The sequence below is a fragment of the Aeromonas sp. 603079 genome, from assembly GCF_049172135.1.
Classification (GTDB): domain Bacteria; phylum Pseudomonadota; class Gammaproteobacteria; order Enterobacterales; family Aeromonadaceae; genus Aeromonas; species Aeromonas veronii.
The window spans coordinates 133,276-146,699 of record NZ_JAAKPX010000003.1 but is presented as its reverse complement, the minus strand read 5'-3'; the positions used below and the strand labels follow the sequence as shown (position 1 = coordinate 146,699).

Annotated in this window: 13 protein-coding genes; 7 read left to right on the top strand and 6 right to left on the bottom strand. The window is 62.9% G+C overall.

Annotated features, from left to right (window positions below; all coding sequences use genetic code 11):
* The first annotated feature begins 3 nt into the window (after positions 1-3).
* The 6 genes from selB (at position 4) to hypA (ending at position 7,109) form a co-directional block, all read left to right on the top strand.
* A complete protein-coding gene (gene selB, locus G5287_RS02975) occupies positions 4-1,899 on the top strand; it encodes a selenocysteine-specific translation elongation factor (RefSeq protein WP_421230790.1) in 1,896 nt (631 codons plus the stop codon).
* Positions 1,896-4,334: a carbamoyltransferase HypF gene (gene hypF, locus G5287_RS02970; protein ID WP_421230789.1), complete on the top strand. Its 2,439-nt coding sequence runs from the start codon at positions 1,896-1,898 to the stop codon at positions 4,332-4,334. The genes selB and hypF overlap by 4 nt, the downstream gene beginning before the upstream one ends.
* 5 nt (positions 4,335-4,339) lie before the next feature.
* Positions 4,340-4,591, top strand: coding sequence for a HypC/HybG/HupF family hydrogenase formation chaperone (locus G5287_RS02965; protein WP_043819819.1), 252 nt, complete (start codon positions 4,340-4,342; stop codon positions 4,589-4,591).
* A complete protein-coding gene (hypD, locus tag G5287_RS02960) occupies positions 4,585-5,697 on the top strand; it encodes a hydrogenase formation protein HypD (RefSeq protein ID WP_421230788.1) in 1,113 nt (370 codons plus the stop codon). Before G5287_RS02965 ends, hypD begins: the two co-directional genes overlap by 7 nt.
* Positions 5,694-6,698 carry a hydrogenase expression/formation protein HypE gene (hypE, locus tag G5287_RS02955; protein WP_421230787.1) on the top strand — a complete coding sequence of 335 codons (1,005 nt, stop codon included), beginning with the start codon at positions 5,694-5,696 and terminating at the stop codon, positions 6,696-6,698. The genes hypD and hypE overlap by 4 nt, the downstream gene beginning before the upstream one ends.
* Positions 6,699-6,767: 69 nt before the next feature.
* A complete protein-coding gene (hypA, locus tag G5287_RS02950) occupies positions 6,768-7,109 on the top strand; it encodes a hydrogenase maturation nickel metallochaperone HypA (RefSeq protein ID WP_236763887.1) in 342 nt (113 codons plus the stop codon).
* On the opposite strand, the gene G5287_RS02945 is transcribed toward hypA, so the two are convergent.
* Entirely contained in the window at positions 7,087-7,449 is a 363-nt protein-coding gene (locus G5287_RS02945; protein WP_421230855.1) for a hypothetical protein, read from the bottom strand. The genes hypA and G5287_RS02945 overlap by 23 nt on opposite strands.
* Between G5287_RS02945 and hypB the strand changes: the two genes are divergently transcribed.
* On the top strand, positions 7,336-8,208 hold the full coding sequence (gene hypB / locus G5287_RS02940) for a hydrogenase nickel incorporation protein HypB (RefSeq protein WP_421230854.1): 873 nt from the start codon (positions 7,336-7,338) through the stop codon (positions 8,206-8,208). The two genes, G5287_RS02945 and hypB, sit on opposite strands and share 114 nt — an antisense overlap.
* 359 nt (positions 8,209-8,567) lie before the next feature.
* Here the strand turns inward: hypB and G5287_RS02935 are convergent, their stop codons facing one another.
* From G5287_RS02935 to G5287_RS02915, 5 genes are read right to left on the bottom strand one after another with little or no spacing between them, the layout of a single operon-like run.
* Positions 8,568-9,209 (bottom strand): ATP-binding cassette domain-containing protein, encoded by a 642-nt coding sequence (locus G5287_RS02935; protein WP_421230786.1) that lies wholly within the window; start codon positions 9,207-9,209, stop codon positions 8,568-8,570.
* On the bottom strand, positions 9,209-9,997 hold the full coding sequence (locus G5287_RS02930) for an ATP-binding cassette domain-containing protein (protein ID WP_421230785.1): 789 nt from the start codon (positions 9,995-9,997) through the stop codon (positions 9,209-9,211). Before G5287_RS02930 ends, G5287_RS02935 begins: the two co-directional genes overlap by 1 nt.
* A complete protein-coding gene (locus G5287_RS02925) occupies positions 9,991-10,806 on the bottom strand; it encodes an ABC transporter permease (RefSeq protein WP_421230784.1) in 816 nt (271 codons plus the stop codon). The genes G5287_RS02930 and G5287_RS02925 overlap by 7 nt, the downstream gene beginning before the upstream one ends.
* Complete coding sequence (locus G5287_RS02920; RefSeq protein ID WP_421230783.1) at positions 10,796-11,800, bottom strand: ABC transporter permease; 1,005 nt, start codon at positions 11,798-11,800, stop codon at positions 10,796-10,798. The genes G5287_RS02925 and G5287_RS02920 overlap by 11 nt, the downstream gene beginning before the upstream one ends.
* Complete coding sequence (locus tag G5287_RS02915) at positions 11,785-13,395, bottom strand: ABC transporter substrate-binding protein (protein WP_421230782.1); 1,611 nt, start codon at positions 13,393-13,395, stop codon at positions 11,785-11,787. The genes G5287_RS02920 and G5287_RS02915 overlap by 16 nt, the downstream gene beginning before the upstream one ends.
* Between the last annotated feature and the right edge of the window lie 29 nt (positions 13,396-13,424).

Below are 13,424 nucleotides of genomic sequence, written 5' to 3'. Positions count from 1 at the left end.
CCCATGACCCCCTATCGCGCCGTTATCGGCCTTGCCGGCCACGTGGATCACGGCAAGACCCAGCTGATCAAGGCCCTCACCGGCATCACCACCGCCCGTGCCCACGAGCAGGCCATCGGCATGACCCAGGATCTCGGCTTTGCCCACTTCGACGACGGTCAGGGCAACACCATAGGCGTCATCGACGTGCCCGGCCACGAGCGCTATATCCGCAATATGGTGGCGGGGCTCTGGAGTCTGGATCTGGTGCTGCTAGTGATTGCCGCCGACGAGGGGTGGATGCCGATGACCGGCGATCACCTGCGCCTGCTCAAGGCGATGGGGGTGCCGCGTCTCTTGGTCTGCATCAACAAGTGCGATCTGGTCTCCCCCGACGAGCTTTTGCTGTTGGAAGAGAGCCTGCTGGAGCGGGTGATGGACGAGAGCGGCATGGTGCCCGACATCGTCAGCGTCAGCGCCAAGACCGGCGAGAATATGAATGCCCTGCACGCCGCCATCGTGCGCCAGCTAGCCGATCTGCCAGCCTCACACGCTGCCCGCGAGCAGGGCGCCCCGCGCCTCTATGTAGACAGAGTCTTTACCGCCAATGGCACCGGCACCGTGCTGACCGGCACCCTGCAACAGGGCAGCCTCAAGGTGGGGGACAAGCTGCGCCTCTACCCCGCCGCTCGGGAGGTGCAGGTGCGCTCCCTGCAGGCCTATCACCAGAGCGTCGACGAGATTGGCGCCGTCTGCAGGGTAGCGGTGGGCCTGAAAAAAGTGCCCCACAAGGAGGTGGCCCGCGGTCACTGCCTTACCAGCACTGCCGGTCAGTGCGAGGCGGCAACCCACCTTATCGTGCGACTCAACGCCGAGAGCCTGAGTAACAAGACACTGCGCCCCTCTCTGCACAACAAGGAGGTCGAGGTGGCCCTTGGCAGCTGGCATGGCCGGGCCCGTTTCGTGCCCATCAAGGATACCCGGCTGGCGCGACTGATCTTTACCAGCCCCATTCCCTGCTTCTTCGGCCAGCCACTCGCCATCATTCGCCACGGCAGCAGCGAACTGCTGCACGGCGCCCGCATCGTCTGGTGCGGCGACATCCACCCCGCCAGACGCAAGGCGCTGCACGCCCTGCTGGGCGAGCTGCCTGATGACTTGGAGCACTACAACCCGGCCACCCTGCAACTGGGGCTCAATAGCTATGTGCTGGCCAGCCGCTTTGACCAGCAGCCAGAGCAGGTCACCCCCCTCGGTGAGTGGCTGCTGGACAACCACTGGCTGGCCCAAAGCCGCGACCAGCTGCTCGCCACGCTGGCCAGCGAACCGCTGAGTGCCGCCGAGCTGGCAACCCGCTTTGGCATCGCCCTGCCGGTCATTCAGGCCCTGCTCCAGCAGCTCAAAAGCGAGCAGCTTGTTCGCCTGCACCATGACAAGTGGCAGCAGGGCAGCGGCGAGTCAGAAGATGATTTGGGGGAAGAAGCACAGCTGGTGCTCAAGGTGGTGCGAGATCAAGGCAAGGAGGGTTACGAGCCCGGTAAACTGGGCCCCGGCGGCGTGGAGCTGGATCCCTTTATCACCCGCAAGCTGCCCGCCGCCCTGCAGCAGGGCTTGCAGCAAAAAGGCGCGTTGCAAAAGCAACTGCGCAATCTGGCGCGACTCAAGTATCTGGTGCAGCTCGATGGCCCCATCTACTACGACGCCGAGCTTTACAACCAGATGGTCGCCGAAGTGCTGGCGGGCCAGCAGGTGGGAGATCTGATCGACATGGCATCCCTCAAGGAGATCACCGGTTTGTCGCGCAAATACGCCATTCCGTTCTGCCTGCGCATGGAGATGGATGGCTGGGTACGGCGCGAGGAGAACGAGCGCCGGGTGCTGCGTTTGCCGCAGACTCAAGATGAGATGGAGCCGGCATGAGCACCACCATCGCCCCCTCTGGCTCTTCCAATCCAGTGGCCAACCGGCTGCGCCGCGAATTTCATATCGACGGCATAGTTCAGGGGGTCGGCTTTCGCCCCTTCGTCTATGGGCTGGCGCTGCGCCACGGCCTTGCCGGTTATGTCTTGAACGATGCCAACGGCGTCACCATAGGTGCCGAAGGATCGCCTGAGCAGCTGGCCGCCTTTGCCCGCGAACTGCGGGAATTGGCGCCGCCGCTGAGCCGTATCGATCATTTCAGCGAGCGGGAACTGCCCCTTGCTCATGATCCCGACTTCGATGACCAATTTCATGGCCAGTTTCGAATTAAAGCGAGCCAGCAGCAGAGCGCGGCCACGGTCGCCATCTCGCCGGATCAGGGGATGTGCGAGGCATGCGCCCGGGATGTGGCCAACCCCGCGGATCGCCACCATCGCTACCCCTTTACCAACTGCACCCACTGCGGCCCGCGCTACACCATCATCCGCCGCCTCCCCTACGACCGCCCCCATACCGCCATGGCCGACTTTGCCATGTGCCCGCGCTGCGCGGCGGCCTATGAAAACCCGCTGGACAGACGCTACCATGCCCAGCCGGTGAGCTGCCCCGAGTGCGGGCCCCATCTCAGCTGGCGCAGCGGCAACGGCGATGCGCTGGCCGAGCGCGAGGATGCGCTGCAAGCAGCTGCAAGCGCCCTGCAAGCGGGGGCGCTGATTGCGGTCAAGGGGATGGGGGGTTATCACCTGATGTGTGATGCCCGCAATGAACAGAGTGTTGCCAGATTACGAATGCTCAAGCGGCGCGCGCGCAAGCCGCTGGCGGTGATGATAGGCTCCCTTGCCGAGGCCAAATTGCATGTCACCGGCTGCGAGGCAGAGTGGAAGCTGCTCGCCTCTCAGGCCAGACCCATTACTCTGCTGCGCAAACGCAAAAACGATGATCGGCCGTCAGAATCGCAACTATCTGCTGCGCCGCTGGCCGAGGGGATCGCTCCCGGCATCCCCTACCTTGGGGTCATGCTCCCCTATACCCCGCTCCATCAGCTGCTGCAGGACGCCTGCGCCATGCCGTTGGTGGCCACCAGCGCCAATGGGCGCGGCAGCCCGATCCTTATCGAGTGCGAGGCAGTGGTCAGGGAACTCGGGGACGAGATTGACGGCATCCTGGATCACAACCGCCCCATCCTGCACCCGTGCGACGACAGTCTGGTGCAGTGGGCAGGCGGGCGACGCCAGACGTTGCGCCTCGCCCGGGGTTATGCCCCCTGCACCCCCAGCCTGCAAGAGGCGGTCAAGGTGCCGCTGCTGGCAGTCGGGGCACAGCAGAAGAACCAGCTGGCGCTCGCCTTCGGCCGCCAGCGCATCTACAGCCCCTATATCGGCGATCTGCACAACCTGCCGATGCAGGAGCACTTCGAGCAGACCCTGGCGACCTTTCGCGAACTCTACGATCTCAACCCCGAACTGCTGGTGTCGGATCGCCACCCGGGCTACCTCAGCCATCAGTGGGCCAAACGCTATTGCCAGGATCAGGGTGCAACCCATCTCGAGGTGCAGCACCATCACGCCCACCTGCTGGCAGTAATGGCCGAGCATGACATTACAGGCCCGGTGCTGGGTGTTGCCTTCGATGGCACCGGCCTTGGCGATGACGGCACCCTCTGGGGCGGCGAGCTGCTGATCGCAGACATTCAGGGATTTGAGCGCGTTGCCCACCTTGCCCCCTTCAAGCTGATCGGCGGCGAAGCGGCCATTCGCGAGCCGGTACGTCAGCTGCTGGGGCTGCTGTTCGAATCCTATGATTTGGAAGAGATCAGCACCCTCGATATTCCGTTGATCAAGCAACTGCCCCTTGAGCGGATCAGCAACCTGCACCAGCTCTGGCATCTTGGCCGCAACGCCCCTTACACCAGCTCCATCGGCCGTCTGTTCGATGCGGTGGCAGCACTCTTGGGAGTGATCGATACCCCGGATTACGAGGGCGAAGCGGGACTCTTGCTGGAGTCTGCCGCCTTGCAGCTGGCCCCCGATGAACAGCCCTTCCCCCTCGCCTTTGATCTCAGCCAATCAGCGGAGGGACCACTGCAGATCCAGTGGGCCGAGCTCATCAATACCCTTGTCAGCGAGCGGCGCAAAGGCACCTCCACCGCCAGCCTGGCTGCCGGTTTTATCCGCGCCATCAGCAATCTGGTCATCGCCCTTGCAGAGCGCTTCCCCGGCTATCCGGTGGCGCTCGGGGGCGGCGTCTTTCAAAACCGGGTGCTGATGGACCAGCTTGTTCCCGCTCTCGAAGCCGCTGGCCGGCAGGTATTGACCAGCGAAACCCTGCCGCTCAATGACGGTGGCATCGCCGCCGGTCAGCTCTGGTTTGCCATCCACCATCTTGCCACGCACCAGCCTGCCACAGCCGGTTGTGCCACCTTGTCGGAGTCCTGAAATTCATGTGTCTATCCATCCCCTCTCAGGTGGTGCAACTGCACCCCGAAGATAACTGCGTCACCGTCGATACCCTGGGGGTGCAGCGGCGAGTCAGCTGCATGCTGCTCGAAGAGCCTCTCAACATTGGCGACTATGTGCTGCTCCACATCGGCTTTGTGATGAGCAAGATTGATGAAGAGGAGGCGCAGGCCAGCCTCGAGAGCTTCCGCCAGATGGTGGCCCTGATGCCCAAACAGGATATCTTGCCATGCTGACCTTGAATGATCTGTTTCAGGGCTTTCGCCAGCCCGAGGTGATCCGCGCCCTCGCCGCCCAAATTACAGAACTGGCCAAAGACCTGCCCGAGCCGCTGCGGGTGATGGAGGTGTGCGGCGGCCATACCCACACCATCATGAAGTACGGCCTGCACCAGCTGCTGCCAGCCAGCATCGAGTTCGTTCACGGCCCCGGCTGCCCGGTCTGCATCATGCCCAAAGAGCGCATCGATCAGGCCATCGAGCTGGCGAGCCAGCCCAGCGTCATTCTGGTCACCCTGGGGGACATGATCCGGGTGCCGGGCTCCAAAGGTACGCTGGCCCAGCAGCGGGCCAAGGGGAGCGATATCCGCCCGGTCTATGACCCCCTCGACGCCCTGCGCATCGCCAAAGAAAACCCGGAAAAAACCGTGGTCTTCTTCGCCATCGGTTTCGAGACCTCCACCCCCATGACCGCCGCCTTGCTGGCCGCCGCTGAAGAGCAAGAGGTCGATAACCTCCTGTTTCATATCAACCATGTGCTGGTGCCCCCCGCCATTCATGCGGTGATGGCCGACGGGGTGGCCAAGGTGAACGCCTTTATCGGCCCCTCCCACGTCAGCGTCATCACAGGCGCCGATATCTACCTGCCCATCGTCGATCGCTATCAGGTGCCTGTGGTGGTGAGCGGTTTCGAGCCGGTGGATGTGATGGAGGCGCTCTTGATGATGGTGCGCCAGAAGGTGGAGGGTCGCTACGCGCTGGAGGTGCAATATAGCCGCGCCGTCACCGCCAGCGGCAATAAAGCCGCCCAGCGGCTGGTCGAGCGCTTTTTCGAGACCCGCGAGCACTTTCGCTGGCGGGGTCTTGGCGATATCAACGCCTCCGCCCTGCGCCTGCGCGATGCTTTTGCCAAGCGCGATGCGGAACGCCACTTTCAACTCAATCAGACTCCCATCGATGACCACAAGGCGTGCCAGTGCGCCGATATCCTGCGCGGCCTGGCCAAACCGAACCAGTGCAAAGTCTTTGGCCGGGGCTGCACCCCGACCCAGCCCATGGGCAGCTGCATGGTCAGCTCCGAAGGGGCCTGCAATGCCTACTACCGATATATGGGGATCCAATGAGAGAAATTCAGTTAAGCCACGGCGGCGGCGGTGTAGAAATGAACCAGCTGATCAACCAGCTCTTCTTTCGCCACTTTGGCAACGAGATCCTGCTGCGCGGTGAAGATGCCGCCCTGCTGCCGGTAAACGGCCCCGTCGCCTTCACCACCGACAGCTTTACCGTCTCGCCGCTGTTCTTCGAGGGGGGCGATATCGGCAAGCTGGCCATCGCCGGTACGGTCAACGATCTCGCCATGATGGGAGCCAAGCCCGAGTATCTGAGCTGCAGCTTTATCATCGAGGAGGGCTTCCCCTACGCCGATCTTGCCCGCATCGTCGAGTCGATGGCGGCCGAGCTTGCCAAGAGCGGCGCCCGCATCGTCTGCGGCGACACCAAGGTGGTGACCAAGGGAGCGGCAGACAAGATCTTTATCAACACCAGCGGGGTCGGTACCTTCCCCCTGCCCGAACAGAGCCGGGGCATCTCGGTTCGCAATCTCAAGGCCAGTGACGCCATTCTGGTGTCGCGGGATATCGGCAGCCACGGCGCCTGCATCCTGATGGCCCGCGACGCCCTGCAACTGGGCTCTGATCTGAAAAGCGACTGCACCACCCTCTGGCCACAGGTCGAAGCGCTGCTAAAAGCGGGTATTACCCCTCACGCCCTGCGCGACGCCACCCGCGGTGGCCTTGCCGCCGTGCTCAACGAGTGGAGCAGCGCCTCCGGCGTTGCCATCGAGCTGGAGGAGTCCGCCATTCCGGTGTGCGATCCGGTGCGCGGCCTGTGCGAGCTCTACGGTTTCGAGCCCCATGATCTCGCCAACGAGGGGACCATGGTGCTGGCCCTGCCTGCCGAACAGGCGCAGGACGCACTGGGCATCTTGCGGCAATTCAACCCCGCGGCAAGCCAGATCGGCGTGGTTCAGGCGAGCGATCGCCACAAGGTGATCCTCAACAACCCCTGGGGTAGCCGCCGTTATCTGGAGCTGCCGCAAGGGGAGCTGCTGCCGCGGATCTGTTGAGCGGCCATGCCGTTCCGTCAATTACAGGGAGGAATCACTGCTCCTCCCCATATCGGTTAAGGAGTCACCATGCACGAAATGTCTCTGGCCATGGCTGCCATCGATCTGGCGGCCGAGCAGGCCACCCAGCGGGGGTTTACCAAGGTGACCGCCCTCTGGCTCGAGGTTGGCAGCTTCTCCTGCGTCGACCCGGACACAATTGCCTTCTGTTTCGAGGCTGCCGCCAAGGGCTCCGCCGTCGAAGGGGCCCAGCTGCACTTTCAGCACCAGGCGGCAGAGGCTTGGTGTTACGACTGCAACCAGACGGTCACCCTCACCGAGCGCGGGCAGGCCTGCCCCGAGTGTGGCGGATACAAATTACGAGTCGCGCAGGGTGATAGCCTGCGCATCACCGACATCGAGGTAAGTTGATATGTGTAGCGTATGCGGATGCGGCCAGGCGCGGATCGCCGGCCATGAGCACGATCACGAGCATGAACATCACCATAAACATGGTCATGAGCACGACCATCATCATGATCATGACGCCCATCACCATCATGACCACAAGCAGAGTGCGCCGCGTACCCTGATCATTCACCACCACTACCACCATCAGGGGGATGTCCATCACCACTACCACGGGGAACGGGCTCCCATAAGCCATGAGGGGCATGATCACCCCCATGAGCACCACCATGATCACCCCCACGACCATCATCATGATCATGCCCAATCTCATGACCACGGCCATTCCCACGCACATCCCCATGATCACAGCCACAGCCATGACCATGACCATGACCATGACCATGACCATGACCATCAGCAGGCTGATCTGCACTACGGCAAAGGGGAAGCGGGGTTGTCGGTGCCCGGCATGGGGCAGCGCCAGCTGATCGCCATCGAGATGGATGTGCTGGCCAAGAACAATGCGCTGGCCGCCCACAACCGCGAACACTTCGACGAGGCGGCACAGCTGGTGCTCAATCTGGTGTCGAGCCCGGGTTCAGGCAAGACCACTTTGCTGTGCGAAACCTTGCGCCAGCTGGCAGACAAGCGCCCCTGTGCGGTGATCGAAGGGGATCAGCAGACAAGCAGAGATGCGGATCGCATCCGTGCCACCGGCGTCCCTGCTGTGCAGATCAACACCGGCAAGGGCTGCCACCTGGATGCCAAAATGGTCCACGACGCCTGCCACCAGCTGCCCGCCAATGAAGGGGGCATCCTCTTTATCGAAAACGTCGGCAATCTGGTCTGCCCCGCCAGCTTCGATCTCGGCGAGAAGTACAAGGTAGCGATTCTCTCCGTCACCGAGGGGGAAGAGAAGCCGCTGAAATACCCGGACATGTTCGCCGCCGCCCAGCTGATGGTGATCAACAAGATCGATCTGCTGCCCTACGTCAGCTTTGACGTGGCCCGCTGCATCGAGAACGCCAAACGGGTCAACCCCTATATTCAGGTGATCCAGGTCAGCGCCACCACGGGCGAAGGGATGGATGCCTGGCTTAACTGGCTGGCCAGTGCCTGAACCGGTTAAACGCCGCTGATAACGGTAGAAAACAAGAGAGGGAGGCTGATACCTCCCTCTCTTTATCTACAAACCTTATCAGGCGTTCTCTCTCTATACCGAATGGCCCGCGCCTCATACTCGCGTCCCCTCACCCTGACCCTCTCCCCAGGTAGAGGGAATCGGTTTGTGAATGCCGACAGCATGCTGCAATAATACGACTCCCTCATCCCCCTCAGAGGGGCTTCGAGCATAACAACCAGCCATATTTTCAAACCCCAAGGTTCTCCAAACCCTAAACCCCGAGCCTAGCGAGATGGCACCGTCTGCCCCCTTCTCCCCTTGCGGGAGAAGGGCTGGGGATGAGGGGGAACTAACCCTCAAGCCGCATTTTCAGCCAATACACCAGTCACGGGCTGCATCTCACCAAAGCGCAGCACCCGATGGCAGATCTGGCGCAGCAGTGCCTGCTGGTGGCTGAAGACAAGCATACCAAGCCCGCGCTGCTCGCATTCAACCATCAACTCCAGCCAGAGCTGGCGCTGAACTTGCGGGTCCAGCTGGGCAGTCACCTCATCGGCAATCAGCAGACGAGTGCGAGGATCTAGGGCACGCAGCAGCGCGATGCGGGCCAGCTCGCCACCGGAGAGCTGGCCGGGTTTACGACTGAGCCACGCAGGCTTGACCATAAAGCGAGCCAGCATGGCGTCATCGGGACGCCATACATCCCACAGCGCCTGCCCGGTGGTGCGATAGGGATTGAAGGTGAGTTCGGGGTGCTGGGGCACCAGCTGGATGGGGTTGTAGCCTTTTACCCGTTCAGGCACAGGCTGCCCATCCAGCAGGATCTGCCCGCCCGCCCGAACCGGTTGCCAACCGGCCAATACCCGCCCTAAGGTGGTCTTGCCATGGCCGCTTGGCGCAGATATCCCTAGCCGCTCGCCCGCTTTCACCGTCAGCGACAACCCCTGCCAGAGGGGGCGTCCCCCCTGGGCGATGGTGAAATCCCGTACTTCAAACATCAGGAAACCTCCGGCACAGAGAAGAGTGCATTGAACTCCGGCAGCGCCTGCCAGTGGGCGCGCAGCATCTCGCTCCCCTGCCCCTGGCGCAGATGGTGACAACTCAAGGTATCGCTCACCTGGCCCTGATGCAGGGCCACGATGCGATCGGCAAAGCGGGCCGCCAGCGCCAGATCGTGGGTCACCCAGAGGATGCCGCTGCCCTGATTGGCCAATTCACGCAACTGGGTGAGCAGTTGGCAGGCCAGCCCCTCGTCGAGCCAAGCGGTGATCTCGTCCGCCAGAATGTAGCGGGCGCCGCCAAGGGCCGCTGTGCAGGCCAGAATGCGCTTGGCCATGCCGCCGGAGAGCTGGCGCGGATAGCTGTCCAGGGTGGTGGCGGGCAGCTGGTAGCGCAGCAGCTGCTCGCCGAGCCGCTCGCGAGAACCGCTCTGGCCGCAGAGGCGTGCCGCCCGTCCCAGCTGACGCTCCACCGTCAGCAATGGATTGAGGGCGCTTACCCCCTGTGGCACATAGCAGAGGGTGTGACCGCGCAGACGGGCCCTACTGGCATCGCACAGAGGCGAGCCATCGAGGGAGATGCTGCCGCGCATCCTCAGGTTGTCCGGCAGCAATGTCAGGGCGCTTTGCAACAGCAGGCTCTTGCCCTCGCCGCTCCCCCCCACCAGCGCCACTATCTCTCCCGGCGCCAGTTGCAGGCTGATATCGGTCAGCAAAGGCTGCCAGCTGCGCCGCCCCAGCCAGGAGTAGTGGGCCGCCTCTATGGTCACCTGATCAAAACTCAGCATGGTTCACTCCTGTGCCACAACAGCTGTTGCAAGGCGCGGGTAGCCTGATCAAATAGCAGAACCAGCAGCAGCAACATCAGCCCCGGGAAGAGCGCCAGCCACCAACCGCCACCGGCCAGATAACGCAGGGCATCGGCCAGCAGCAAGCCCAGCGAGGCCTCGTGGGCCGCCAGGCCAAAGCCGAGAAAGCTCAGCGCGGCGCTGTGCAGCACCGCGTGGGGGAACATCAGCAGGGTGCCGATAAACCATTGGGGCAGCAGCCCCGGCAGCAGGTGGGTGCGCCAGCGGCGCAGCGTTCCCATCCCCTGACAGCGCGCCAGCACCACGTAGTCGCTGCTGGCGATGCGCCGCGCCTCGGCGCAGAGAATGAGCGCCAGCTTGGGCCAGTGGGTGAGCGCCACCGCCAGGATCACCCCGCGCATGCCGCCCCCTGCGGTAAAGCAGATCAGGATCAGCAGCAGCATATGGGGCAGCGCCAGCATGGCGTCGATCACCAGCCGCACCGCCGCATCGCACCTGGGATGAACCAGCGAGAGGCTGGCCGCCACCATGGCCAGCAGGCCGCTGCACAAGGCCGTGCTGATCCCCAGCTCCAGACTGGTGAGGGTGCCCTGAAAGGCCCGCAACCAGAGATCCCGCCCCATCTGATCGGTACCGAACCAGTGCACCAACGAGGGGGGCTGCTGGCGCGCCAGCAGATCCATCGGCACATCCTGATGAGAGAGGCTCCAGCCGTAAGTGGCCAACAGCGCCAATCCGAGCAGGGCAAAAACCAGCCGCAGTATGGAGGGAAGCGGATTAAACAGCATGCTCGCCCTCCCAACCCCGATTGATACGGGCCAGCAGCAAATTGGCCACCGTATTGCCAATAAAGACCAGCAGGGTGCAGAAGAGCACGATTCCCATCAGCAAGGGGATATCCCCCCGCAGCCCCGCATCCACGGTGGCCTGGCCGAGCCCCGGGTAGGAGAAGACCTTCTCGGCCAAGAGCGAGCCGCCAATCAGCTCGCCAAGGGAGGCAAACTGCAGGCAAAGCGCCGGGGTCAGGGCATGGCGCAGCACATGAAAACGCAGCATGGGCCAACCGCCATCCCCCTGAGCGCGGGCGTAGCGGATAAAGTCGCTATCCAGTACCTCGGCCACCCGCCCCCGGGTGTGCAGCGCGATATTGCCCACCCCTAGCAGCGCCAGGGTGGTGACCGGCAGCAACAGATGGCGTGCTCGCATAGCCCAATCAGCCTCATCTGCGGAGAGGCCCGGCGTCCAGGCGCAGCAGACCGGCAGTAGCGGCCAGTGCACCGCAAACAGGGCGAGCAGCAACAGGCCGACCCAGAAGGTGGGCAAGGAGGCGAGTAGGTAGGCAAAACGGCAAATAAGGCGATCGGGCCAGCGATTGAGATAGCGACCGGCGCAGAGGCCCAGCAAAATCCCGAAAAAGCCGGAGAGCAGCCAGGCGCCCGCCAGCAGCAGGAAAGAGGCAGCAAAGCGCTGGCCTATGACTTCACCCACAGGCGCGTTGTAGAGCATGGAGTAGCCGAGATCCCCCTGCAGCACCTGGCTAAACCAGTGCCAGTAGCGCAGCCAGAGCGGCTGATCCAGCCCCCAGCGAGCGGCGATGCGGGCGTACTGCTCCGGCGGCACATGGAGCAGATCGTTGCCGATATAGGCTTTGATGGGATCGATAGGGGAGTAGCTGAGCAACACAAAGGTGGCGACCGACACCAAGCATAAAAGCCCTGCCAGACGCAGCAGGGCTTTCACCGTGACGCTCATCATAGTGGACGAACTTAGCGGCACGTCCACCGCCAATCCTGCAGGTTGTTGAGGAGTGACCAGCTACCGTGGATTTCCGGCGCCCCCTTGCCAAGATCGATGCAACGGTTGGCGAGATAGGTGTGCTGCACATTGAGCAGCCAGGCCCAGGCGGCATCTCCCTGCACTCCGGCGCCCGTTTTGCCATCCCACTCCACCTGCTGCCAGAACGGCACGGCCGCCTGCCAGTTCGGGGCATCCAGCGCCTGCTTGAGGTGGCCATCCACCACAGGGTTGCTGTAGTAGCCCGGGTTGTAGAACTCCACGCCACCGGAGCCGCTCTGGTAGTGGTGATAGAGCTCCATGGGATCCAGACTCCCCCACCCCATCAGCACCGGGTTGGCGTGCATCTCCCGCTCCACCTGCTCCCAGCTGCCGGACTTGAGGCTCACCTCAAGGCCGATGGGTTTGAGCATGGCCCGCACCGCTTCCGCCAAATCCCGGCGGGTGCTATCACCGCTGATGTACCAGAGGGTAAAGGCTGCGCGCAGGTCGCCCTTGTGGCGAATGCCGTCACTGCCCATCTTCCAGCCCGCTTCGTCGAGCAGGGCGTTGGCGTGGGCGGCATCGCCATCCTTAAAGGCGGTGGCTTTGTTCAGCCAGGGCAAGCCTTCTACCGCGCTGTAAGCGGGGATGGCGTGCCCCTCCAGCAGCTGGTCGGCCAGCAGCTTGCGGTCGATGGCGTAGTTGATGGCACGGCGCACCGCCACATCCGAGGTCACGTCGTTGCCGATGGGATAACCCTTGGCATCCTTGCCACCCGCTGGCGGAATGGGGAAAACGATACCGCGGTTCTCCACACTCGGCCGCACCCAGAGCTTGAGGGAAGAAGGCACGGTGGGCGCCAGCGACGGGGCAATGCGCACCACATCAAGCTGGCTACTCTGGGCAGCAGCATAGGCGCTCTCTTCATCGATAAAGACAAAGACCAGCCGTTTGAAGTCATTGTTGCCACCGGCGTAATAGGGGTTCGCCTCTACCACCAGTTGCTGACCGGGCAGGAAGCTCACCAATCGGTAGGGGCCGGCACCGACCGGTTTTTGGGCATAGGCTTTTGCGTCGTAATCCTTCTTCGACACTATCCCCAAGGATCCCAGCACGTTGACGAAGGTGCTCTGAGGGGCGCTAAGAGTGATGGCAACCTCGGTGGGCGAGAGCACCTTGGCCGAGACAAAGTTGCCCATGTCGATCTTGCCGCCACCCTTGGCCGCGCTGTTGTAGGTAAAGGCCACATCTTCGGCGGTGAGCGGCGCGCCGTTGGAGAATTTCAGGTCAGGCTTGAGGGTAATGAGCCACCCCTTGCCATCCTTGCTCGGGGTCACCGCTTGGGTGAGCAGATCCTGCCAACTGAGATCGGCGTTTTGTTTGAGCAGCGGGCTGTGCAGCAGCAGGTAGCTGCCGTGACTCCAGCCAAGCAGAGGGTCAAACCCTTCGGTGGGTTCGGCTCCGATGGCGAGCTTGAGCTCGGCAGGCACAAATTGGGCAGCAGCCAGCGCCGCGTGAGAAGCGGTGCCCAACAGCAGGGTCAACAGGGCGGTAGCGCTGGATCTGGCGTAATGGCGAAGGGAATTGCGAGAAACAGTCATGGGGATCCTTCTTGTTTTGTACCACTTAC